We start from the raw sequence: 22,477 nt of genomic DNA on the forward strand, positions 1-22,477 counted from the left end.
GGTTCCCCATCGCATGCGCACGTTCCTGCACCTGCTGGTGAACACCGCCGTGGCGAACCTCACCTCGAACTTCCTCTGGTTCGCCCTGGTGTTCTGGGTGTACGTCGAGACGCAGAGCATCCTCGTGAACGGCCTGCTCGGCGGAGCGTACATGCTCATCATCGCTGCGTGCTCGATGTACTTCGGCAGCCTCGTCGACCGGTATCGCAAGCTCTTCGTGATGCGTCTGTCGGGCTGGGCCTCGCTGACCGCGTTCCTCGTCGTCTGCGCCATGTTCTTCAGCATCCCGCGTGCGACCCTGCTCGACTTCGGCGCCCCCTGGTTCTGGGTGTTCTCGACGATCCTGCTCGCCGGCTGCGTGGTCGAGGTGCTCCGCAACCTCGCCCTGTCGACCACGGTCACGCTGCTCGTGGACCCGGAGCGCCACGCCAACGCGAACGGCCTGGTCGGGACCGTGCAGGGGCTCGCGTTCATCGCCACGAGCGTGTTCAGCGGTCTCTCCGTCGGGTTCCTCGGCATGGGACCGACCATCCTCATCGCGACGGCATGCACGGCGATCCCGTTGCTTCACCTGCACCTGCTGCGCGTCGCGGAACCGGAGATCCAGCGGGATCCCGAGCGGCGGGCGGTCGACTTCGGCGGCGGATTCCGGGCGGTGCGCGCGATACCGGGGCTGATGGCGCTGATCATCTTCACGACGTTCAATAACCTCGCGAGCGGGGTGTTCATGGCGCTGCTCGACCCCTACGGGCTCACGCTGTTCAGCGTCGAGGTCTGGGGCCTCGTCTTCGGACTCGCCTCGACCGGCTTCATCGTCGGTGGGGCGCTCGTCGCCGCGCGCGGCCTCGGCGCGAACCCGATCCGCACGATGCTAATCCTCGTCGCCGTCACCGGAGTCATCGGCGCAGCGTTCACCATCCGGGACGCGCCGTGGCTCTTCATCGCCGGCCTCTGGTCGTTCATGGTCGTGATGCCCGCGATCGAGGCCGCCGAGCAGACCGTGATCCAGCGCGTCGTCCCGTTCGCATCCCAGGGGCGCGCCTTCGGCTTCGCGATGACCTTCGAGGCGGGCACCGCGCCGATCACCTCGTTCGCGATCGCACCGGTTGCCGCGCTCTGGATCGTTCCAGCGCTCGAGACGCCGCAGGGGCAAGCGGACTGGAGCTGGCTGCTCGGGACGGGGGACGCCCGGGGGATCGCCCTCATCTTCGTGGCGACCGGGCTCGTCACGATCCTGCTCGCGGGCGGAGCCGCGCTGACCCGGTCGTATCGACGGCTCTCGCGCAGCTACTCCGAGGCCCCCGCGGTCGGGCCGGTCGTCGCCGAGGGGGCGTGACCCGAAGCGGGTCGCCTAAGCGGCATCGGGCGCGGTCCAGTCGATCTGCACGGACCCGGGAATCAGGGAAGCGCTCGGGCGCAGCGAGCGCACGGGATCGCGGAGGTGCCCGTCCCGGACCGTGCCGTCCGCGGTGCTGCGGATGCTCAGTTCGACGTTCGCGGCGAATTCCGCGGGCAGCACGACCTTGCCGGTCAGACGCCCGTCGACACGTTCGAGCTCCGGCGGATGCGCCTTGAGCACGGCATCGAACCCCTCCGAGAGGGATCGGCTCAGCTCGCCCTCGAACGCATAGCCGTCGGGCAGGTCGTCCTCCGGCACGTCCATGCCGCAGTCGGTGGTCGGCGTGCCAGCAGCGAGGCAGTCGTCGAGCTCGGATCGCAGCGCCTCGGTGAACCGCCGGGCGCCCGCCTCGGTGAGCCGCGGGGTCGCATCGATCCGCGCGAGGACCGCAGCGTCGGAGAGCCGGATCACGACCGTGCGCTGGTCGTCGGGCAGCGAGAAGTCGCCCGTCTCGAATCCGAGCTCGTAGGCGCCGGGCAGCAGCGCCGGCGTCGCGCCGCTGAGCGGCTCCCCGTTCAGCGTCGTCGGGAACCCGGCGAAGATCTGGCCCTCGGGGAACACGGTGCCGCCCTCGGCGATGAACCATCCGCCGCCGCTGCGCTCTGTCTGCATCACCGTCGAGACCGCCTCGCCGCCCATCGTGTACCGGACCGTGACGCTCCCCGACTCGCCCTCCTGCACGGTGACGTCCGCCTCGACCTCGTCGATCCGGCCCTCGGGATGCTCGGACGGGTCGAGCGGAGGATGCTCGAAGACTCCGGGGTCCGGGGAGCTGAGCAGTTCGGCGGCACGCCCGGTGTCGCCGTCGCGGAGCGCCTCCAGGTACTCCTGCACCGCGCCTTCGGGCGTGTCCGCCCCGACGGCGGTGAACGAATCGTCGACGCCGGGATCCCCGTCGCTGTTCGTCAGGTTGCCGATCAGCGACATCGCGCCGATGACGAGCACGCCGATTCCCACCCAGCCCGCGATCCTCATCGGGTTCGCCGTCGCCGCGGGCTTCGGCCCGCCTTCGGGGGTCCGTGCCCGAGCCGGTGCAGGTGCGGGGGACGCCGCAGCCGCGGGGGCAGGGGGTGCCGGCATTCCGGCCGCGGCGGCCGGCACCGGCGGGGCGGCGGGTGCCGCCGGAACCGCCACTGCCGACGCCGGCTGCACCGGCTCCGGCTGCACCGGTCGCGGCTGCACCGGGGCCGGCTGCACCCGTGGCGCTGCGGGTTCCGCGCGAACCTCCGCGCTCGGCGCGGGCGCCTCGGGAACTTCGTCGACGCCGAGCGCCTCGTGCACCTGCTCCGCGGCGTCGACCGTGAGCTCATCGGCAGCGGAGGCGGGCTCGTACCCCGACCAGTCGCCGAGACGCGGCGCGGGGATCCCCGCCGGGGGAGCGAGGCCGGGCGAGGGGCCGAGGCCCTGCGGCGCACCGAGCCCGGTCGGGATGCGCCAGGGCTCCGGATCCTGCTCCTCTGCCATGGCGCCAGCATAGCGAGCGCACCGCACGGCGGCGGTGGGCCGGAGGCGCGGATAGGATCGACCCGTGACCGTGCAGCGCATCCACCCGAGCATCCTGTCCGCCGATTTCGTCAACCTCGAGCGCGAGCTCGATCGGATCCGCACCGCGGACTTCGTGCACGTCGACGTGATGGACAACCACTTCGTGCCGAACCTCACCATGGGTCCGCCGATCGTGGAGCGGATCCAGGCGGTCTCGCCGATCCCGCTCGACGTGCACCTCATGATCTCGGATGCCGACCGTTGGGCTCCGGGCTACGCCGAGCTCGGCGCCGCCTCGGTCACCTTCCACGCGGAAGCGGCCCAGGATCCGGTGGCGCTGGCGCGCCGCCTCCGCGAGATCGGTGCCATGGCCGGTATCGCGCTGAAGCCCGGGACCGACCCGGAACCCTACCTGGAGCAGCTGCCCGAGTTCGACATGGTGCTGGTGATGACGGTGGAGCCCGGCTTCGGCGGGCAGTCGTTCATGCCCGACATGATGCCGAAGCTCGGCCGACTCGCCGAGGCCCGGGCAAAGCACGGTATCGAGCTGCGCCTGCAGGTCGACGGCGGGATCTCCGCGAACACGATCGGCGTGGCCGCCGAGGCCGGCGCGGACACCTTCGTCGCCGGTTCCGCGGTCTACGGCGGGGTGCCCGAGGACCGGATCGCGGAGCTGCGCGAGGTCGCAGCGGCGCACTCGCACTGACCGCGAGGTTCTGACCGGAGTCCCGGACACGCTAGGCTGGTCCCGTGAAGTCGTTCGAATCGCTCTTCGCTGAACTCAGCGAGAAGGCCGCCGCCCGTCCGGAAGGCAGCGACACCGTCGCGCGCCTGGACGCCGGCGTGCACGCGATCGGCAAGAAGGTCGTCGAAGAGGCGGCCGAGGTGTGGATGGCCGCGGAATACGAGTCCGACGATGCCTGCGCCGAAGAGATCAGCCAGCTGCTGTACCACCTGCAGGTCCTCATGCTCGCCAAGGGCCTGAGCCTGCAGGACGTGTACCGGCATCTGTAGCGTCGGCGCCTCACGGCACTCCCGTGACGCCGCGCTGACGCTCGCCGCCCGAATCTGATTCAGACTCCCGGCCGCGCAATGGCCGACACGGAAGGAACTTCACTCATGCTCCGCATCGCGGTGCCCAACAAGGGCTCCCTCTCAGAGATCGCCGCCGAGATGCTCGCAGAGGCCGGATACTCCGGCCGACGCGACAACCGGCAGCTGGTCCACACCGACGCGCGCAACGGCGTCGAGTTCTTCTATCTCCGCCCGCGGGACATCGCCACCTACGTGGGGTCCGGTGCGCTCGACATCGGCATCACCGGCCGGGATCTGCTGCTCGACTCCGGTTCGGCGGCGCACGAGATCGCGCACCTCGACTTCGGCGACTCGACCTTCCGGTTCGCGGCTCCCGCGAACGAGATCAGCGATATCGCCGATCTCGCGGGCAAGCGGGTCGCGACGAGCTATCCGAAGCTCGTCGACGACTTCCTCCGCGCGCGGGGGATCGAAGCGATCCTCGTCAAGCTCGACGGCGCGGTCGAGTCGGCCGTGCGCCTCGGCGTCGCCGACGCCGTCGCCGACGTGGTCTCCACGGGCGCCACGCTCCGCGCGGCCGGGCTCGAGATCTTCGGGCCCGTGATCCTCGAATCGACCGCGGTGCTGATCGGCGGGGCGAAGCGCCCCGAGGGCGTCGACCGTCTGCTGCGCCGTCTGCGCGGCGTGCTCGTCGCGCGCAAGTTCGTGATCATGGACTACGACCTGCGCGAGAGCGACCTCGACGCGGCCGTCGCGATCGCCGGCGGCATCGAGTCGCCCACGGTCTCGCCGTTGAAGGACGAGGGCTGGGTCGCGGTCCGCGTCATGGTCTCGGCCGACGAGGCGAACGACGTCATGGATCGCCTCGCCGACCTCGGCGCCCGCGCGATCCTCGTGACCGCGATCCACGCCGCCCGTCTGTAGGAAGGGACCCGCAGATGAGTATCGCGACCCGGGTGATCCCGTGCCTCGATGTGGCCGCAGGCCGCGTGGTGAAGGGCGTCAACTTCCTGAACCTGCGCGACGCCGGAGACCCGGTCGAGCTGGCGACGAAGTACGCCGAGCAGGGCGCCGACGAGCTGACGTTCCTCGACGTCACCGCGACCGTCGACGACCGGTCGACCACCTACGACGTGGTGCGCCGCACGGCCGAGCAGGTCTTCATCCCGCTGACGGTCGGGGGCGGTGTGCGCAGCGCCGACGATGTCGCGCGGCTGCTGGGCGTCGGCGCCGACAAGGTCGGCGTCAACAGCGCGGCGATCGCCCGTCCGGAGCTGATCGGCGAGATCGCCGACCGCTTCGGCTCCCAGGTGCTCGTGCTCTCGCTCGACGTGAAGCGTTCGCCCCGCACGCCGAGCGGTTTCGTGGTGACGACCCACGGCGGCAAGAAGGAGACCGATCGCGACGCGCTCGAGTGGTGCCGAGAGGTCGTGGAACGGGGCGCGGGCGAGCTGCTCGTGAACTCGATGGACGCCGACGGCACGCTCGCGGGCTTCGACCTGGAGCTCACCCGCGCGGTGCGCGAACTGGCCTCGGTCCCGGTCATCGCGTCGGGTGGTGCCGGGCGCCTCGAGCACTTCGCTCCGGCGGTCGACGCGGGCGCCGATGCGGTGCTCGCCGCCTCGGTGTTCCACGACGGCACCTTCACCATCGGAGAGGTCAAGCAGGCGCTCGCGGATGCCGGGCACCTGGTCCGGCTGGTCGAGCACGGCGACGAGGAGGCACGGGCATGACGGCGAACGATCCCATCGCGGCCGATCCCACCTCGGTCGAGCAGCGGCTCGACGCGCTGTCCTTCGGTCCCGACGGGCTCCTGCCGGCCATCGTGCAGGACGATGCGTCCGGGGACGTGCTCATGCTGGCCTGGATGGACCGCGAGGCGACGCGGCGGACGCTGACCACCGGGCGGGTCACCTTCTGGTCCCGGTCCCGTCAGGAGTACTGGCGCAAGGGCGACACCTCGGGTCATCGGCAGTACGTGCGCTCCGTCGCGATGGACTGCGACGGAGACACGCTGCTCGTGCGCGCGTTCCAGATCGGTGCGGCCTGCCACACGGGATCACGGACCTGCTTCGACGGACGCGATCTCGAAGCCGTCGTCGGCGATCCCGAATAGGGACCGGCGCGCAGGAACGCACCGGTAAGCTGGGGCGGTGAGCCTGACGACGACGCGCGAGGCCTTCGACGCCGCCCGCACCACCCACACCGTCATCCCCGTCTGCCGCGAAGTGTTCGCGGACGCGGAGACCCCGGTCGGTATCTATCGCAAGGTCGCGGCCTCGCGGCCCGGGACCTTCCTGCTGGAATCCGCGGAGCAGGGCGGTGTCTGGACCCGGTTCAGCTTCGTCGGGGCCGGGTCGTTCGGCTCGCTCAGCGAGCGCGACGGTCGTGCGAGGTGGGTGGCCGCAGCGGGCGGGATCCCCGAGGACCGCCTGCTGCCCGGAGGGGTGTCGCATCTCGCGCCCGTCGAGGCGCTTCGCGCCGCGGCCGAGCACTGGCGGACGCCCCAGCTGCAGGGCCTGCCGCCCCTCGTGAGCGGATTCGTCGGCTACCTCGGCTGGGAGACGGTGCGGCAGTTCGAGCGGCTCGAGCACGGGCCGAGCGAAGGCCCGGGCATCCCGAGCCAGTCACTCAGCTTCGCCTCCGAGGTCGTCGTGATCGACCACCGCGAAGGCAGCGTGATCCTCGTCGTCAACGTGCTGAACGACGCGCACGCCGACGACGCCGAAGCGCAGTGGGCCGAGGGGCAGCGACGTCTCGACGCGCTGCAGGCGACCCTCGCGGCTCCTGCGGCATCGCCGCTCGGCGAGCTCGACCGATCGGCGATGCCCACGGCCCGCCGGCTGACGAACGAGGCCGACTACCTCGCCGGGGTCGAGCGTTCCAAGCAGTACATCGTCGACGGCGACATCTTCCAGGTGGTGCTCTCGCAGCGCTTCGATCAGGAGTGCACCGCCGACCCGCTCGACGTCTACCGCGTGCTGCGGCACCTGAATCCGAGCCCGTACCTCTACCTGCTCACGGTCGAGGACGCCGAGGGCGAGCCGTTCTCGGTGGTCGGTTCCAGCCCCGAAGCCCTGGTCACCGTACAGAACGATGGCCACGTCATCACGCACCCGATCGCCGGATCCAGGCCGCGCGGCGCGACCATCGACGAGGACCATCAGCACGAACGCGAGCTGCTCGCCGACGAGAAGGAGCGGGCGGAGCACCTCATGCTGGTCGACCTCGCCCGCAACGACCTGCTGCGGGTGTGCGATCCGTCGAGCGTCGAGGTGACCGAGTTCATGAGGATCGAGCGCTTCAGCCACATCATGCACATCGTCTCGACCGTCGAGGGCGAGCTGGGTGAAGGCCGCAACGCCATCGATGCGCTGCGCGCGACCTTCCCCGCGGGCACCCTGAGCGGGGCGCCGAAGCCGCGCGCGTTGCAGATCATCGACGAACTCGAACCGGTGCAGCGCGGCGTCTACGGGGGAGTGGTCGGCTACTTCGGCCTCTCCGGCTCCGCCGATCTCGCGATCGCGATCCGCACCGCGACCATCCGCGACGGCGTCGCGATGGTGCAGGCCGGCGGCGGCATCGTCGCCGACTCCGTCCCCGAGATGGAGGACCAGGAATCCCGCAACAAGGCTGCAGCGCCGTTGCGTGCCGTCGCCGTGGCGAACACCCTCCGCCCGATCGGGGGCCGGTCGTGAAGCGGATGCGGCTCCTCCTGATCGCCGGCCTGGGGCTCGTCGGCGCGCTGGCGCTGCTCTCGGCGACTCAGCCCTGGGCGAGCTTCAAGCTCGAACTGGGCGCTGCGGCGCAGGATCACCTCGCGGTCACGGGGCAGGAGTTCAACCAGTCGCTCTCCTCGCTCGCGCTCGCGGTGCTCGCGGGAGCGCTCGCGCTGACGATCGCGGGAAAGGTGTTCCGACGCGTGCTCGGCGTCGTGCTCGCGCTGCTCGGCGTCGGGGTGTCCGCGGTGGCGATCACCGTCCTGGTCGATCCGTCCGCAGCGGCGATCGCGCGCGTGACCAAGCTCACCGGCCTGGCCGGCGGATCCGCCCAGGACGCGATCACCGGCACCTCGCTCACGGTGTGGCCGATCGTCACGGCGGCGCTCGGAGCGGTCGTCGTGCTGCTCGGCGTGCTCGTCCTCGTGGTGAGCGGCCGGTGGGCGACCGCCGGTCGCAAGTACGAGACGAGCGCGAAGCGGGTCGAGAGCGACGAGCCCGACCGCATCGCCGACTGGGATGCGCTGAGCGACGGCGACGACCCGTCGGATGCGGAGCCCTCCTCGGCCGAGGCGGCCTCCGACGATGATGCGGCCGGCACCGGTTTCGGAGGCACGGAACCGGGAGCGCCGCGCGCGTAACGCCTCGCCGCCTGCCTGTCGTGCTCCCGATGCTCCGCGGACGCGCTAGGCTGGTACGGACACATTCTGGAACGAGGAGATTCATGTCGAACCCCCACGGAGACCCCGGACACGGCGATTCGCCCGCTGCATGGACGGCGGTGATCGTCATGCTGCTCGGCATCGCGGCCGGCACGGTGTTCTTCTTCCTGAACATTCCCGCCCTCGTGTGGGCGAGCGTCGGTGTCGTCGTCGTCGGCGCGCTGCTCGGCTGGATCCTCTCGAAGGCCGGCTTCGGCGTGAACGGACCGAAGTACGCCGTCAAGTCGCACGACTGAGGTGTTAGAACAACTGCTCGCCGGCTCCCTGGAGGACGCGCGAGTCCGACGCGAGACGCGATCCGCCGCGCAGGTCGAGGCCGAGGCGCTCGCGCGCCCCGCGGCGCTCGACGCGCTCGAGGCCCTGGCGCCCGCCGAACACATCCGCGTGATCGCGGAGGTCAAGCGCGCGAGCCCGTCGCGCGGCGACCTCGCCGACATTCCCGAGCCCCAGGCCCTCGCCGCTCAGTACGAATCCGGCGGAGCCAGCGTGGTGAGCGTGCTCACCGAACAGCGCCGGTTCAAGGGCTCGCTCGACGACCTCGAAGCGGTGCGCAAGGCCGTCAGCATCCCCGTGCTGCGCAAGGAGTTCATCGGCGAGGAGTACCAGATCCTCGAGGCCCGCGCCGCTGGCGCGGATCTCGTGCTGCTCATCGTCGCGGCCCTGCCGCAGCAGACCCTCGAGCGGCTGCACGCGTTCACGCGGCAGCTCGGGATGACCCCGCTGGTCGAGGCGCACACCGCCGATGAGGTGGCGCGCGCGGTCGATCTCGGCTCCCAGCTCATCGGGGTCAACGCCCGCAACCTCAGCACGTTCGAGCTGGACCGCGAGCTGTTCGGCCGCGTCGCCGACCAGATCCCGGCCGGCGTCATCCGCGTCGCCGAGTCGGCGGTGCTCGACGTCGCCGACGTGGTGCGCTACCGCGAGGCGGGCGCCGACGCGGTGCTCGTCGGCGAGGCCCTCGTGACCAACGACCCCATCGCGACGCTCGCCAGCTACCTGAGCGTCTGACCCACCGCCGGGAGGCACAGATGTCGAAGCCGTTGCGCGAGCAGAGCGGTCCGTTCTTCGGCGAGTTCGGCGGCCGGTTCATGCCGGAATCGCTCATCGCCGCGATCGACGAGCTCACCCTCGCCTACGACGAGGCGAAGGCCGATCCGGCCTTCCAGGCCGAGCTCACCGCGCTGCTGCGCGACTATGCCGGCCGCCCGTCCCCGATCACCGAGGTGCCCCGGTTCGCGGCGCACGCCGGGGGAGCCCGCATCTTCCTGAAGCGCGAGGACCTGAACCACACCGGTTCGCACAAGATCAACAACGTGCTCGGACAGGCGCTCCTCACCAAGCGCCTCGGCAAGCAGCGGGTCATCGCCGAGACCGGGGCCGGCCAGCACGGCGTCGCGACGGCGACCGCCGCCGCGCTCTTCGGGCTCGAGTGCACCGTCTACATGGGCGAGGTCGACACCGAGCGCCAGGCGCTGAACGTCGCGCGCATGCGCCTGCTCGGCGCCGAGGTGATCCCGGTGACGGCGGGCTCGCGCACGCTCAAGGACGCGATCAACGAGGCCTACCGCGACTGGGTCGCGAGCGTCGACCGGACCAACTACATCTTCGGCACCGCCGCCGGCCCGCACCCGTTCCCCGCGATGGTCCGCGACTTCCAGAAGATCATCTCGGAGGAGGCCCGGGCCCAGCTGCTCGAGAAGGCCGGGCGACTGCCCGATGCCGTCGTCGCGTGCGTCGGCGGCGGCTCGAACGCGATCGGTATGTTCGACGCGTTCATCGACGACGCCGACGTCAAGCTGTACGGTGTCGAGGCGGCCGGCGCCGGGGTCGACACCGAGCAGCACGCGGCGTCGATCGAACGCGGCCGGCCGGGGATCCTGCACGGCTCCCGCACCTACGTCCTGCAGGACGAGGACGGCCAGACCATCGAGTCGCACTCGATCTCGGCAGGCCTCGACTACCCGGGCGTCGGACCCGAGCACGCCTGGCTCGCGGACATCGGCCGCGCGGACTACATCCCGGCGACGGACGACGAGGCCATGCAGGCGCTGCGCCTGCTGAGCCGGACCGAGGGCATCATTCCGGCGATCGAATCGGCTCACGCCCTTGCCGGAGCGATCCGCATCGGCAAGGAGCTGGGGCCCGACGGTCTCATCGCCGTGAACCTCTCGGGGCGCGGGGACAAGGACATGGCGACGGCCGGCCGCTACTTCGGCCTGCTCGGCGAGAACGATGCGGAGATGGACGGATGAGCGCCCACGAATCCCAGGTGGCCGGGGCGATCCGCGCTGCGAAGCAGGAGCGCCGCGGAGCGCTCGTAGGATACCTGCCGGTCGGGTTCCCCGACCTCGACACGAGCGTCGCCGCTGCGATCGCGATGGCCCGGAGCGGTGCCGACGTCCTCGAACTCGGTCTGCCCTATTCCGACCCCGTGATGGACGGCGCGATCATCCAGGAGGCCACGCAGACCGCGCTGGCCGACGGCTTCCGCGTCGCCCACGTGTTCGAGGCGATCCGGCGGGTGCGCGAGGCGGTCGACGTACCGATCCTCGTAATGACCTACTGGAACCCGGTGGTGCAGTACGGCGTGGAGCGCTTCGCGGAGGATCTGCTCGCCGCCGGCGGCGCCGGGCTCATCACGCCCGACATCACGCCGGATGCCGCCGCCGAGTGGATCGAGATCAGCGAACGCCTCGGCCTCGACCGCGTGTTCCTCGCGGCGCCCAGCTCGACCGACGAGCGCCTCGCGCTCGTCACCCGTTCCACCACGGGCTTCGTGTACACGGTCTCCACCATGGGGATCACGGGCGAGCGCGCTCAGCTCGACGCCGCGGCGCGCGAGCTCACCTCGCGCCTGCGGGAGCAGGGCGCCGACCTCGCCTGCGTCGGCATCGGCATCTCGACCGCGGAGCAGGTCGCCGCCGCCCTCGACTACGCCGACGGCGCGATCGTCGGCACCGCCTTCGTCCGCGCGCTGCGCGACGGCGGGGTCGAACGCCTCGCCGAGGTGGTGCGAGACATCGCGGCGGGCACCGCCCGAAGCTGAGCGCACCGTCCGGGTGCGCACTCGGCGTCCACGACGCCGACTAGGATGAAATTCGAATGCGACCGGCCCCGTCGGGCCGGGTCGCGACAGGCGGGGCGTGGCTCCGCACCAGTTCCGTGAAAGAGGAGTGAATGATTCACCCGCTGAGCATCCCGAGCCCCGACCTGCAGTTCGTGCAGATCTGGTCGCTGCAGATCCGCTTCTACGCACTGTGCATCCTCGTGGGCATCGTGCTCGCTGGCATCTGGACCGCGCGCCGTCTCGGCCGTCGCGGGGGCGAGCGCGGCGCGGTCATCGACTTCCTCGTGTGGTCGGTCGTGCTCGGCATCGTCGGGGCTCGCCTGTATCACGTGCTCACGCACTGGGGCGACTACTTCGGCCCGGGAAAGAACTTCCTCGACATCTTCGCGTTCTGGAACGGCGGCATCGCGATCTTCGGCGCCCTCATCGGCGGTGGCGTCGGCGTGCTCATCGCGTCGCGCCTCACGGGGATCCGCTTCTGGTCGTTCGCCGACGCCCTCGTGCCGGGACTCCTGCTCGCGCAGGCCGCCGGCCGGCTCGGCAACTGGTTCAACCACGAGCTCTTCGGCGGGCCCACCACGTTGCCGTGGGGTCTGCAGATCGAGGCGAGCAACCCGGCGTTCCCGATCGGCCTGCCCGAGGGCACGCTGTTCCACCCGACCTTCCTCTACGAGATCGTCTGGAACCTGCTCGGCATCGGCGTGCTGCTGCTCATCGAGCGCAGGTGGAAGCCGCGCTGGGGCATGTTCTTCGGCTGCTACCTCATCTGGTACGGCATCGGGCGCGCGTTCGTCGAGTCGATCCGGGTCGATCCGAGTCTCGTGATCCTCGGCCTGCGCACCAACGTCTTCGCGGCGCTCGTCGCGGTCGTCATCGGCATCGTGATCATCCTGGTGCAGCGCAAGCGCCACGTGGGAATCGAGTCGTCGGTCTACCTGCCGGGGCGTCGGAACCCCCAGGACTCGATCGACGAGCTCACGAGCGATCCCGAGGCGTTCTACCACGTTCTCGACCGCAAGCGGCAGCCCGCCGCGGCGTCGAGCGACACCGTCTGACGCGGGGCAGCGCGGGCGGACCACCCACGAACACAGAGGAGCACGCATGCGCCATGCCAAGATCGTCGCCACGTGGGGGCCGGCGGTATCGAGTTACGACCACACGCTGACCTTGATCCGCGCCGGCGTGAACGTCGCGCGTCTCAACATGTCGCACGGCACCTACAACGTGCACGAGGGCATCTACCGCAACATCCGTCGCGCGGAGGCGGAGGTCGGTCGCCCGATCGCGGTGCTGGCGGACCTCCAGGGGCCGAAGATCCGTCTCGCGACCTTCGAGAACGGGCCGTACGAGCTCGCCGAGGGCGACGAGTTCGCGATCACCACCCGCGACATCGTCGGAGACCGCACCATCTGCGGCACCACCCACAAGGGGCTGCCCGGCGATGTGAAGCCCGGCGATCCGCTGCTCGTCGACGACGGCAAGGTCGGGCTGCGCGCCACTCGCGTCACCGAGGACACGGTCTACACCGTCGTCGAGATCCCCGGTGCGGTGTCGAACAACAAGGGCATCAACCTTCCCGGTGTGGCCGTCAACGTGCCTGCGCTTTCCGAGAAGGACGAGGACGACCTGCGGTGGGCGCTCTCGCTCGGCGCCGACTACATCGCCCTCTCCTTCGTGCGCGATGCGGCGGACATCACCCGGGTGCACGAGATCATGGACGAGGAGGGCAAGCGTCTTCCCGTGATCGCCAAGATCGAGAAGCCCCAGGCGGTCGAGAACCTGGAAGAGATTGTCGCGGCATTCGACGGCATCATGGTCGCCCGAGGCGACCTGGGTGTCGAGATCCCGCTCGAGCAGGTGCCGCTGGTGCAGACCGACGCCATCGCGCTCGCGCGTCGCAACGCGAAGCCCGTGATCGTGGCGACGCAGGTGTTCGAGTCGATGATCGAGAACCCCCGCCCGACCCGCGCCGAGGCCTCGGACTGCGCGAACGCGATCCTCGACGGCGCCGACGCGGTCATGCTGTCCGGCGAGACCAGCGTGGGCGCGTACCCGCGCGAGGCGGTCGCGACCATGGCCCGCATCATCGAGGCCACCGAGGATCACGCCCTCGACCGTATCGATCCGCTGGGCACCAAGCCCCGCACGCAGGGCGGAGCGCTCACGCTCGCTGCCGCAGAGGTCGCCGACTTCATCGGCGCCAAGTTCATCTGCGTCTTCACCGAGTCCGGCGACACCGTGCGCCGCATGTCGCGTCTGCGCAAGCCGATCCCGATCCTCGGCTTCACGCCGAGCCACGAGATCCGCCGTCGCATGGAGCTGACCTGGGGCGCCGACAGCTACGACGTGCCGCGCGTGGGATCCACCGACGAGATGTTCGCGCAGCTCGACGAGGTGCTCCTCGGCACCGGTCGCGTCGAGATCGGCGAGAAGGTCCTCGTGATCGCCGGATCGCCCCCCGGCGTGGTCGGCAGCACCAATACGCTGCGCGTGCACCGCATGGGCGAGGCGACCGGGCAGCTTCCGGATGCCGGCCCGCGCAAGCATCTCGCCGACGACTGATCTGCGAGGTGCGAACGAACGCCCCGCGAACCGACGGTTCGCGGGGCGTTCGCCGTCCTCCCTCTGGCAGACTGGGCGCAAGGAGCCGAAGGGAGCTCGCATGGAAGAGGACGATTTCCTCCAGGTGATCGCGCAGGAGGTCGAAGCCGACCCGCAGAACCTCGCGCTGCGGGAGGACTTCATCACCCTGCTGCTGCAGCGGGACCCGGACCGAGCCGCACGCGAGCTCGCAGTGTTCGAGGCGTCGGGCGGCGACCCGTCCCGGTCGCGCCTCATGCGCGCTCGGATCATGGCGGCACGGCTGCGTTCCGGCGGAGCGATGGGGCCCGCGACCCCGGGAACCCCCGGTCCTTCCGATGGGACCGCCGGCGCACCGTCCGCCGTTCCGCACGAGCTGGCTGCCGATCCGGGCGCCGCGCCGGCGCCGGCGCCCGTGCCCGCGCCGACGAACGCGGACTCCGCGACCGGCGGCACCCGCGCGTCCGCGGGCCTCTGGGATGCGGAGCGCCCGAGCGTGACCCTCGCCGACGTGGCCGGCCTCGCAGAGGTCAAACAGCACCTCGACGCGACCTTCCTGGCGCCGCTGCGCAACCCCGAGCTCGCGGCCGCCTTCGGCCAGCGGCCGGGCGGATCCCTGCTCATGTACGGCCCGCCCGGATGCGGCAAGACGTTCATCGCGAAGGCGATCGCGGGCGACCTCGGCGCGTCCTTCATCCATGTCACGCTCGCCGACCTGCTCAGCAAGTGGATCGGCGACAGCGAGAAGGCGATCCAGAGCGTGTTCGAAGACGCGCGCGCCGCGGCACCCTGCGTGATCTTCTTCGACGAGTTCGACGCGCTCGGCGGGCGGCGCGCTTCCGGGGGAGGCGGGGCGCATTCGATGCGGATGATCGTGACCCAGCTGCTCGAGGAGCTCGACGGCGTCGCCAGCGACAACGACGGCGTGTACTTCCTCGCGGCGACCAACCGTCCCTGGGACATCGACCCCGCGCTGCGGCGCCCCGGACGCATCGACAAGACGGTCGTCGTGCTTCCGCCAGACGCGGTGGCGCGCGCAGCGATCCTGCAGGGGGAGCTGCGCGGGAAGCCCGCTGACGGGGTCGACGCGATCGCGGTCGCCGCGGCGACCGAGGGCTTCTCGGGCGCCGATATCGCGCAGGTGGCGCGGGTCGGCCTGCAGCAGTCGATGGCTGCGTCCATGAGCGCCGGTACGATCGTGCCCGTCACCACGGAGACCCTGCTGTCCGCCGCTGCCGCGGTCACCCCGTCCACCGGGGCCTGGTTCGAGCAGATCGCTCCGGTGCTCGACTACGGCACCGACGACGGAACCTTCGAGCAGCTGCGCGCGCACCGGGTCAAGCGGGGGCGGCGATGATCCGCTGGATTCCGGGCGGGCAGGGCGGCTCCCGGGTCCCCGATCCGGACGATGCGCTGCGCACGGCGATCGAGCATGAACGCGATCTCGCCTGGGAACTCTACGATTTCCGTCCCGATCATCCCCGCATCGCCGAACTCGCCCGTAGTGTCCTGGAGCAGGAGCCGCAGTTCACCGGCATGATCATCCTCCTCGCCCTGCACCGCGAGGCATGCGGGGAGATCGAGGAGGCCCGGACGCTCCTCCAGGATCTCGTCGCGCGTCGCGATCGGCAGTACGTGAACGCGGTCAAGAAGCTGCGCGACCTCGAGTTCTCGGACCGGCGATTCGGAGAGGCGCGCCGACTCGCCGAACTCGCGCTGCGCGAGGACCCCGAGCCGGGATGGCTCGACGTGATGGCCCTCGGCAGCGCCACGGTCTTCTCGGGGGATCCGGTCGGCGGTTGGGACCGGATCGACGAGGCGGTCGAGATGGCGGCCCGGCAGGATCCGGAGCGCCACGCCGATGCCCTCGGACAGCGGGCGACCCGACTGCTCGGTTCGGGTGCACCGCCGTCGCGGTTCATGCCGGCGGCGCAGGAAGCACTGGCCGCCGATCCCGGCGAGCCCCTGCTCGCCACCACGCTGGCGTACGCCTACCTCTACGACTACCGGCCGGCCGAAGCCGAGCAGCTGCTGCGCAGGGTGCTGAGCGAGGACCCGACCGATGAGATCGCCCAGGGCGGCCTCACGGTGGCACGCGCCTTCCTGGACCCCGTGGATCGGGGCGACGCGACCATGGACGCCCTGCGGGCCTCCGGAATGGGGGAGATCGCCTGGCGGATCTTGCGGGACCAGATGTTCGGCACCGGCATCGAGCACGCGCTGGCCGCGCTCGACCAGGTCATGCCGCAAGCACTCGCCGAATCGATGCGGGCGCCCCTCGACCGGGAGGCCGCCGGCGCGAGCCGCGGCGAGGGCAGCATCCTCGCCTGGCACGACGGCCAGCGGCCCGGGAGCGGCGGCACCTGGGGCACCGGCGGCGGGTTCCGCCTCATGACCTCCGACGAGGTCGCCGATCTCGAGGGGCGGATCGAGCGGTCGCCGGAGGACTGGCCGCAGTGGACCGCCGAGGACGAGTACTTCACCCTGATCCTCACCGACGACTCGGGCGGATACCTGATCGAGGGTCCGGGCGGCAGACTGCTGCGTCGACGGGCCGGCGCGCCCGATCGCCAGGAGGCCCCGAGCGTCGCCGACTGGCTGTGGGATCGAGTCGCGGCCTTCGGCGGTCACGATGCTCGCCCCGTCGGGCACGCCGTGGGGGATGCGGCGGGCGGAGCGCCCGCCGCCTGAGAAGTGCCGGATGGGGGACTCGAACCCCCACACCTTTCGGCAGCGCATTTTGAGTGCGCCGTGTCTGCCAATTCCACCAATCCGGCTGGTGCCGCGTGCCTGGGCGGAGTCCGACTCGCGCCGGGTCCACGCAGGCAGCGTGGTTCAGAATACCGTAGGCTGGTGGTGTGAATGACCAGAGCAGCACGAGCACCGCGCGACGCGTCGTCGTCGCCGAAGACGAATCCCTGATCCGTCTCGACATCGTCGAGACGCTGCGAGACAACGGATACGACGTCGTCGGCGAGGCCGGCGACGGCGAGGAGGCGGTACGCCTCGTCGAGGAGCTGCGCCCCGATCTCGTGGTCATGGACGTGAAGATGCCGAAGCTCGACGGCATCTCCGCGGCCGAGCGCATCAACAAGGACCACATCGCCCCCGTCGTGCTGCTGACCGCGTTCAGCCAGCGCGAGCTCGTGGAGCGCGCGAGCGAGGCCGGCGCCCTGGCCTACGTGGTGAAGCCCTTCACCCCGGCCGACCTCATCCCGGCCATCGAGATCGCGCTGTCGCGCTTCCAGCAGATCGTGACGCTCGAGTCCGAGGTCGCGGATCTGGCCGAGCGCTTCGAGACCCGCAAGCTCGTCGACCGGGCGAAGGGCATCCTCAACGACAAGATGGGGCTCAGCGAGCCCGAGGCGTTCCGGTGGATCCAGAAGGCCTCGATGGACCGCCGCCTGACCATGCATGACGTCGCGAAGACCATCATCGATCAGCTCGGGCCCAAGAAGGACTGAGCGGTCGCTGCACCGAGAACGCCCCGGCCGACGGCCGGGGCGTTCTCGGTTCCGAGGCTTCCCGTGCGGCCGCGCTCAGCGGAGCTGCTTGGTGAAGTTGGTGATCCGCACCGTCGAGCAGCGGCGGCCGCGCTCGTCGGTGATGACGATCTCGTGCACCGACATGCTGCGTCCGAGATGGATCGGAGTGCACACTCCCGTGACGATGCCCTCGGCGGCGGATCCCGTGTGCGTCGCGTTGATGTCGACGCCGACGGCGACGGTGCCCTCGGCCGCGACGAAGTTGGCGTGCATCGAGCCGAGGGTCTCGCCGAGCACCACGTAGGCGCCGCCGTGCATGATGCCGAAGGGCTGCGTGTTGCCCTCGACCGGCATGGTGGCGACGGCCCGCTCCCGAGAGAACTCGGTCATGCGCACGCCCATGCGCTGGGCGAGCACGCCGAGACCGTGCTGCTCGATGTACGCGAGTCCTTCGTCGGTGCCGGTCGGGATCTGGTCGAAGCTCGCTCCGGTGGTCGTCTCGGGCATGCGATTCCTCTGCTCGGGGTGGCCGCGCCGCACCGCCTGCCGAACGCCCCTGCCGATGTCGGAGGCGGCTTGTAGGCTGGGCACGTGTCGAATACGCCTCAGCCTACTCTCATGATCATCGACGGCCACTCGCTGGCGTTCCGTGCGTTCTACGCGCTGCCGGTCGACAGCTTCCAGACCGCGTCGGGCCAGCACACCAACGCGATCCACGGCTTCATCTCCATGCTCATCAACCTGCTGAGCAACGAGAACCCCGACTCGTTGGCGATCGCCTTCGACATCTCGCGGCACTCGTTCCGCACCGAGGAGTACCCGGAGTACAAGGGCACCCGCGGCGAGACCCCGCCGGAGTTCAAGGGCCAGGTCCCGCTCCTGCAGGAAGCGCTGCACGCGATGGGCATCCGCACCATCGAGAAGGAGAACTACGAGGCCGACGACATCCTGGCGACGCTCTCCCTGCAGGGCGCGCAGGCGGGTTACCGGGTGCTCGTCGTCTCGGGCGACCGCGACACGATCCAACTGGTCGACGACAACGTGACCCTGCTCTATCCGTCGAAGCAGGGGTGAGCGAGCTCACCCGCTACGACGCCGAGAAGGTCATGGAACGCTACGGGATCCGCCCCGAGCAGTACCCCGAGATCGCCGCCCTGGTCGGCGAGACGAGCGACAACCTGCCCGGCATCCCGCGCGTCGGCGAGAAGACCGCGGTCAAGTGGATCAACCAGTTCGGCTCCCTCGAAGAGGTGCTCCGCCGTCAGGACGAGATCGGCGGAAAGGTCGGCGAGAGCCTGCGCGAGAACGCGCACCTCGCGGAGCGCAACCGCCGTCTCAACCGGCTCGTTCGCGACGTGGAGCTCGACGTCACGCTCGACGAGCTCGCGCGCGGCGACATCGACATGGCCGCGGTGCAGCAGGTCTTCGCGAAGCTCGAGTTCCGCACGCTGCTGCAGCGCGTCGGCAAGCTCGCCGGCGCCGAGGTGCCGAGCGGCGGTGCGACGACCGCGGCGACGATCGCCCCGGTGCCCACCGCACCCGAGGCGAAGCTGCTGCTCGACGAAGAGCTGGACGACTGGCTGCGCAAGGCCGAGCGGCCCGCGGTGAGCATCACGGCGGTGGGCGAGGGGTACGACGTCGGTCTCGCGACGCTCGAGAGCTCGGTCGAGCTGCACTGGATCCCCGGCGGGCGCGACTACGCGCTCTTCGAGGACTGGCTCGCGAGCGACGCGCCCAAGGTGTTCTTCGACGCGAAGTCGCAGATCCGGGCGATCGCGAGCACGGGCGTCGGCATCGGCGGCATCGTGGGCGACACCCTGCTCGCAGCCTGGCTCGTCTGGCCGCTCGCGGCCGAGAAGTCGCTCGCCAGCACGGTGCGCAAGTACCTGGGCGAGGACATGCCCGAACCGGACCCCAACCAGCTCGTTCCCGACGAGGACGCGGCGGTGGGGCCGGGCACCGTCGCCTGGTACATCCTCCGCGCGCACGACGCCGTCGTCTCGAAGTTCCCCGAACGCACCGGCGAGGTGTACGAGCAGATCGAGCTGCCCCTGCTCCCGGTGCTCGCCGTGCTCGAGCAGCGCGGCGTCGAGATCGACCTGCCGCTGCTGCAGGCGCACGAGGCCGAACTGCGCGACCGCGTCGCCGCGCTCGCGCAGCAGGCCTTCGACGCGATCGGGCACGAGGTCAACCTGTCGTCGCCCAAGCAGCTGCAGCAGGTGCTCTTCGAAGAGCTCGACATGCCCAAGACCCGCAAGACCCAGACGGGATACACGACCGACGCCGCCGCGCTCGCCGACCTGCAGGTCAAGAACCCGCACCCGTTCCTCGATGCGCTGCTCGCGCACCGCGACGCGAACAAACTGCGCCAGATCATCGAGACGCTGGTCAAGGCGGTGCAGCCCGACGGCCGCATCCACACCACGCTCGTGCAGATCGGGGCGAGCACGGGGCGTCTCGCCTCGACCGATCCCAACCTGCAGAACATCCCGGTGCGCACGGAGGAGGGGCGTCGCATCCGCGAGGGCTTCACCCACGCGGGCGAGTTCGAGACGCTGATGACGGCCGACTACTCGCAGATCGAGATGCGAATCATGGCGCATCTCTCGGGCGATGCCGGGCTCATCGAGGCGTTCAACGCCGGCGAGGATCTGCACCGCTTCGTGGGTTCCCGCATCTTCGGCGTCGAGCCCGCCGAGGTCACGAGCGAGATGCGCGCGAAGGTGAAGGCGATGTCCTACGGCCTCGCCTACGGCCTGTCCGCGTTCGGGCTCTCGAAGCAGCTCGGCATCTCGGGTGCCGAGGCGAAGCAGCTCATGCTCGACTACTTCGAGCGGTTCGGCGGCGTGCGCGACTACCTGCGTTCCGTAGTGGAGCAGGCCAAGGCCGACGGCTACACCGAGACCATCTTCGGTCGCCGCCGCCCGTTCCCCGACCTCACGAGTCCGCACCGCGCCCTGCGCGAGAACGCGGAGCGTGCCGCGCTCAACTCTCCGATCCAGGGCAGCGCGGCCGACATCATCAAGCGCGCGATGATCCAGGTGGAGCGCCGCATGCGCGCGGCCGAGATGAGCTCGCGCATGCTGCTCCAGATCCATGACGAGCTCATGTTCGAGGTCGCCGCGGGGGAGTGGGACGCGCTCGAGACCATCGTCCGCGAGGAGATGGCGGGAGCCGCCGATCTCTCGGTGCCGCTCGACGTCCAGGTCGGCGGCGGTCCGAACTGGAACGCCGCGGCGCACTGATCAGCGCGCCGTCGGGCTGCGGCCCGGTGGCGCGGGTCCCGCGGCACGCCGAGCGCCGCGGGGGTTGATCTCGGGCGTGTCGCCTGAGTAAGATGATGTGGTCACAACTGTGGCGACTCAACCATGCCAATCGCGGGCATGCGCTTCGGGCCTCCGGGCTCGCAAGATGTTTCGCACGTCCGCCCGACTTCCTGTCCATTCTGGAGATCATTTACATGACGAACGCAACGACCGAGAGCAAGCAGGTCGCGATCAACGACATCGGCTCGGCCGAAGACTTCCTTGCAGCGGTCGAAAAGACCCTCAAGTTCTTCAACGACGGCGACCTCATCGAGGGCACCGTGGTGAAGATCGACCGCGATGAGGTCCTCCTCGACGTGGGGTACAAGACCGAGGGTGTCATCCCCTCGCGCGAGCTGTCCATCAAGCACGACGTCGACCCCGGTGAGGTCGTCGAGGTCGGCGACTCCGTCGAGGCGCTCGTGCTCCAGAAGGAGGACAAGGAAGGCCGCCTGATCCTGTCGAAGAAGCGCGCTCAGTACGAGCGTGCTTGGGGCGACGTGGAGAAGATCAAGGAGAACGAGGGTGTCGTCACCGGCACCGTCATCGAGGTCGTCAAGGGCGGCCTCATCGTCGACATCGGGCTCCGTGGCTTCCTCCCCGCGTCGCTCATCGAGCTGCGCCGCGTGCGCGACCTGACCCCCTACCTGGGCCAGGAGCTCGAGGCGAAGATCCTCGAACTCGACAAGAACCGCAACAACGTGGTGCTGTCGCGCCGCGCGCTCCTCGAGGAGACGCAGTCGGCCAGCCGCTCGTCGTTCCTCGCCGAGCTCAAGCCCGGCCAGGTCCGCAAGGGCGTCATCTCGTCGATCGTCAACTTCGGTGCGTTCGTCGACCTCGGCGGCGTGGACGGCCTCGTGCACGTCTCCGAGCTGTCGTGGAAGCACATCGAGCACGCGTCCGACGTGGTCGAGGTCGGCCAGGAAGTCACCGTCGAGGTGCTCTCGGTCGAGCTGGATCGCGAGCGCGTCTCGCTGTCGCTGAAGGCGACCCAGGAGGATCCGTGGCAGGTCTTCGCCCGCACCCACGCGATCGGTCAGATCGCCCCGGGCGTCGTCACCAAGCTCGTTCCCTTCGGCGCGTTCGTCCGCGTCGCGGACGGCATCGAGGGCCTCGTGCACATCTCGGAGCTGTCGGGTCAGCACGTCGAGCTCGCCGAGCAGGTCGTCTCGGCCGGCCAGGAGGTCTTCGTCAAGATCATCGACATCGATCTCGATCGCCGTCGCATCTCGCTCAGCCTCAAGCAGGCCAACGAGGGCGTCGACCCCGAGGGCACCGAGTTCGATCCGGCTCTGTACGGCATGACCACGGAGTACGACGAGAACGGCGAGTACAAGTACCCCGAGGGCTTCGATCCCGAGACCCAGGAGTGGAAGGAAGGCTTCGAGTCGCAGCGCGAGAAGTGGGAGCAGGAGTACGCTGCTGCCCAGGAGCGCTGGGAGGCTCACAAGAAGCAGGTCGCCGCTTCGATCGCCGAGGCCGCTGCCGCTCCCGCCGTGGACGCCCCGTCCTCGAGCTTCTCGAGCGAGTCGTCCTCGACCGGTGCACTCGCCGATGACGCGGCTCTCGCCGCACTGAAGGCGCAGCTCGAGGGCAACTAAGCCCGACTTCGCGCAAGCGAAGCGAGTCCTCACGAAGGCCCGGCTCCCCATTGCGGGGGCCGGGCCTTCGGCGTTCCCG

Annotated in this window: 20 protein-coding genes, 1 tRNA gene and 1 pseudogene; 19 read left to right on the forward strand and 3 right to left on the reverse strand. The window is 70.1% G+C overall.

Annotation, left to right across the window (positions count from 1 at the left end):
• Window positions 1-13: 13 nt before the first annotated feature.
• Window positions 14-1,336 (forward strand): MFS transporter, encoded by a 1,323-nt coding sequence (locus tag AB3K78_RS04665; protein ID WP_416446581.1) that lies wholly within the window; start codon window positions 14-16, stop codon window positions 1,334-1,336.
• A 15-nt stretch (window positions 1,337-1,351) separates the two neighbouring features.
• Here AB3K78_RS04665 and AB3K78_RS04670 read toward each other — a convergent pair whose 3' ends face one another.
• A complete protein-coding gene (locus AB3K78_RS04670) occupies window positions 1,352-2,863 on the reverse strand; it encodes a hypothetical protein (protein WP_416446583.1) in 1,512 nt (503 codons plus the stop codon).
• Window positions 2,864-2,927: 64 nt separating this feature from the next.
• On the opposite strand from AB3K78_RS04670, the gene rpe reads away from it, so the two are divergent.
• The 15 genes from rpe to AB3K78_RS04745 all read left to right on the forward strand — a co-directional run bounded on the left by rpe (window position 2,928) and on the right by AB3K78_RS04745 (window position 16,698).
• A complete protein-coding gene (gene rpe, locus AB3K78_RS04675) occupies window positions 2,928-3,590 on the forward strand; it encodes a ribulose-phosphate 3-epimerase (protein ID WP_416446585.1) in 663 nt (220 codons plus the stop codon).
• 44 nt (window positions 3,591-3,634) lie between these two features.
• Window positions 3,635-3,898 (forward strand): phosphoribosyl-ATP diphosphatase, encoded by a 264-nt coding sequence (locus AB3K78_RS04680; protein ID WP_099724822.1) that lies wholly within the window; start codon window positions 3,635-3,637, stop codon window positions 3,896-3,898.
• Window positions 3,899-4,003: 105 nt separating this feature from the next.
• Entirely contained in the window at window positions 4,004-4,843 is an 840-nt protein-coding gene (hisG, locus tag AB3K78_RS04685; protein ID WP_416446587.1) for an ATP phosphoribosyltransferase, read from the forward strand.
• A gap of 14 nt (window positions 4,844-4,857) precedes the next feature.
• Complete coding sequence (gene hisF, locus AB3K78_RS04690; protein ID WP_416446589.1) at window positions 4,858-5,652, forward strand: imidazole glycerol phosphate synthase subunit HisF; 795 nt, start codon at window positions 4,858-4,860, stop codon at window positions 5,650-5,652.
• A complete protein-coding gene (hisI, locus tag AB3K78_RS04695) occupies window positions 5,649-6,035 on the forward strand; it encodes a phosphoribosyl-AMP cyclohydrolase (protein ID WP_416446591.1) in 387 nt (128 codons plus the stop codon). The genes hisF and hisI overlap by 4 nt, the downstream gene beginning before the upstream one ends.
• A gap of 37 nt (window positions 6,036-6,072) precedes the next feature.
• Window positions 6,073-7,617: an anthranilate synthase component I gene (locus AB3K78_RS04700; RefSeq protein WP_416446593.1), complete on the forward strand. Its 1,545-nt coding sequence runs from the start codon at window positions 6,073-6,075 to the stop codon at window positions 7,615-7,617.
• Between the two features lie 5 nt (window positions 7,618-7,622).
• Window positions 7,623-8,279, forward strand: a complete 657-nt coding sequence (locus tag AB3K78_RS04705; RefSeq protein ID WP_416447304.1) for a Trp biosynthesis-associated membrane protein — start codon at window positions 7,623-7,625, stop codon at window positions 8,277-8,279.
• 83 nt (window positions 8,280-8,362) lie between these two features.
• A complete protein-coding gene (locus AB3K78_RS04710) occupies window positions 8,363-8,596 on the forward strand; it encodes a DUF6704 family protein (protein WP_099724828.1) in 234 nt (77 codons plus the stop codon).
• A gap of 1 nt (window position 8,597) precedes the next feature.
• On the forward strand, window positions 8,598-9,368 hold the full coding sequence (gene trpC, locus AB3K78_RS04715; RefSeq protein WP_416446595.1) for an indole-3-glycerol phosphate synthase TrpC: 771 nt from the start codon (window positions 8,598-8,600) through the stop codon (window positions 9,366-9,368).
• 20 nt (window positions 9,369-9,388) lie between these two features.
• On the forward strand, window positions 9,389-10,612 hold the full coding sequence (gene trpB / locus AB3K78_RS04720) for a tryptophan synthase subunit beta (RefSeq protein WP_416446598.1): 1,224 nt from the start codon (window positions 9,389-9,391) through the stop codon (window positions 10,610-10,612).
• Window positions 10,609-11,406 (forward strand): tryptophan synthase subunit alpha, encoded by a 798-nt coding sequence (gene trpA / locus AB3K78_RS04725; protein WP_416446600.1) that lies wholly within the window; start codon window positions 10,609-10,611, stop codon window positions 11,404-11,406. Before trpB ends, trpA begins: the two co-directional genes overlap by 4 nt.
• Window positions 11,407-11,537: 131 nt before the next feature.
• A complete protein-coding gene (gene lgt / locus AB3K78_RS04730) occupies window positions 11,538-12,482 on the forward strand; it encodes a prolipoprotein diacylglyceryl transferase (protein ID WP_416446602.1) in 945 nt (314 codons plus the stop codon).
• A 46-nt stretch (window positions 12,483-12,528) separates the two neighbouring features.
• Entirely contained in the window at window positions 12,529-13,989 is a 1,461-nt protein-coding gene (gene pyk / locus AB3K78_RS04735; protein ID WP_416446604.1) for a pyruvate kinase, read from the forward strand.
• A gap of 100 nt (window positions 13,990-14,089) precedes the next feature.
• Window positions 14,090-15,364 (forward strand): ATP-binding protein, encoded by a 1,275-nt coding sequence (locus tag AB3K78_RS04740; protein WP_416446606.1) that lies wholly within the window; start codon window positions 14,090-14,092, stop codon window positions 15,362-15,364.
• Complete coding sequence (locus tag AB3K78_RS04745) at window positions 15,361-16,698, forward strand: tetratricopeptide repeat protein (RefSeq protein ID WP_416446608.1); 1,338 nt, start codon at window positions 15,361-15,363, stop codon at window positions 16,696-16,698. Before AB3K78_RS04740 ends, AB3K78_RS04745 begins: the two co-directional genes overlap by 4 nt.
• A 4-nt stretch (window positions 16,699-16,702) precedes the next feature.
• On the opposite strand, the gene AB3K78_RS04750 is transcribed toward AB3K78_RS04745, so the two are convergent.
• Window positions 16,703-16,784 (reverse strand) — tRNA-Leu (locus tag AB3K78_RS04750).
• Between the two features lie 81 nt (window positions 16,785-16,865).
• Here AB3K78_RS04750 and AB3K78_RS04755 point away from each other — a divergent pair.
• Window positions 16,866-17,471: an ANTAR domain-containing response regulator gene (locus AB3K78_RS04755; RefSeq protein ID WP_416446611.1), complete on the forward strand. Its 606-nt coding sequence runs from the start codon at window positions 16,866-16,868 to the stop codon at window positions 17,469-17,471.
• A 75-nt stretch (window positions 17,472-17,546) separates the two neighbouring features.
• On the opposite strand, the gene AB3K78_RS04760 is transcribed toward AB3K78_RS04755, so the two are convergent.
• Entirely contained in the window at window positions 17,547-17,999 is a 453-nt protein-coding gene (locus AB3K78_RS04760; protein ID WP_416446613.1) for a hotdog fold thioesterase, read from the reverse strand.
• A gap of 111 nt (window positions 18,000-18,110) precedes the next feature.
• On the opposite strand from AB3K78_RS04760, the pseudogene polA reads away from it, so the two are divergent.
• Window positions 18,111-20,737 (forward strand): annotated as a pseudogene (gene polA / locus AB3K78_RS04765) (DNA polymerase I).
• 215 nt (window positions 20,738-20,952) lie between these two features.
• Entirely contained in the window at window positions 20,953-22,398 is a 1,446-nt protein-coding gene (rpsA, locus tag AB3K78_RS04770; protein WP_046456397.1) for a 30S ribosomal protein S1, read from the forward strand.
• Window positions 22,399-22,477 lie beyond the last annotated feature (79 nt).

It is taken from the genome of Leucobacter sp. HNU (assembly GCF_047946755.1).
Lineage (GTDB): Bacteria > Actinomycetota > Actinomycetes > Actinomycetales > Microbacteriaceae > Leucobacter.

Bases quoted from the DNA above. Each gene is read 5' to 3' on its own strand.
- AB3K78_RS04665 (WP_416446581.1), top strand. From the start codon at position 14: ATGCGCACGTTCCTGCACCTGCTGGTGAACACCGCCGTGGCGAACCTC.
- AB3K78_RS04670 (WP_416446583.1), bottom strand. From the start codon at position 2,863: ATGGCAGAGGAGCAGGATCCGGAGCCCTGGCGCATCCCGACCGGGCTC.
- hisG (WP_416446587.1), top strand. From the start codon at position 4,004: ATGCTCCGCATCGCGGTGCCCAACAAGGGCTCCCTCTCAGAGATCGCC.
- hisF (WP_416446589.1), top strand. From the start codon at position 4,858: ATGAGTATCGCGACCCGGGTGATCCCGTGCCTCGATGTGGCCGCAGGC.
- hisI (WP_416446591.1), top strand. From the start codon at position 5,649: ATGACGGCGAACGATCCCATCGCGGCCGATCCCACCTCGGTCGAGCAG.
- AB3K78_RS04705 (WP_416447304.1), top strand. From the start codon at position 7,623: ATGCGGCTCCTCCTGATCGCCGGCCTGGGGCTCGTCGGCGCGCTGGCG.
- AB3K78_RS04710 (WP_099724828.1), top strand. From the start codon at position 8,363: ATGTCGAACCCCCACGGAGACCCCGGACACGGCGATTCGCCCGCTGCA.
- trpB (WP_416446598.1), top strand. From the start codon at position 9,389: ATGTCGAAGCCGTTGCGCGAGCAGAGCGGTCCGTTCTTCGGCGAGTTC.
- trpA (WP_416446600.1), top strand. From the start codon at position 10,609: ATGAGCGCCCACGAATCCCAGGTGGCCGGGGCGATCCGCGCTGCGAAG.
- lgt (WP_416446602.1), top strand. From the start codon at position 11,538: ATGATTCACCCGCTGAGCATCCCGAGCCCCGACCTGCAGTTCGTGCAG.
- pyk (WP_416446604.1), top strand. From the start codon at position 12,529: ATGCGCCATGCCAAGATCGTCGCCACGTGGGGGCCGGCGGTATCGAGT.
- AB3K78_RS04740 (WP_416446606.1), top strand. From the start codon at position 14,090: ATGGAAGAGGACGATTTCCTCCAGGTGATCGCGCAGGAGGTCGAAGCC.
- AB3K78_RS04745 (WP_416446608.1), top strand. From the start codon at position 15,361: ATGATCCGCTGGATTCCGGGCGGGCAGGGCGGCTCCCGGGTCCCCGAT.
- AB3K78_RS04760 (WP_416446613.1), bottom strand. From the start codon at position 17,999: ATGCCCGAGACGACCACCGGAGCGAGCTTCGACCAGATCCCGACCGGC.
- rpsA (WP_046456397.1), top strand. From the start codon at position 20,953: ATGACGAACGCAACGACCGAGAGCAAGCAGGTCGCGATCAACGACATC.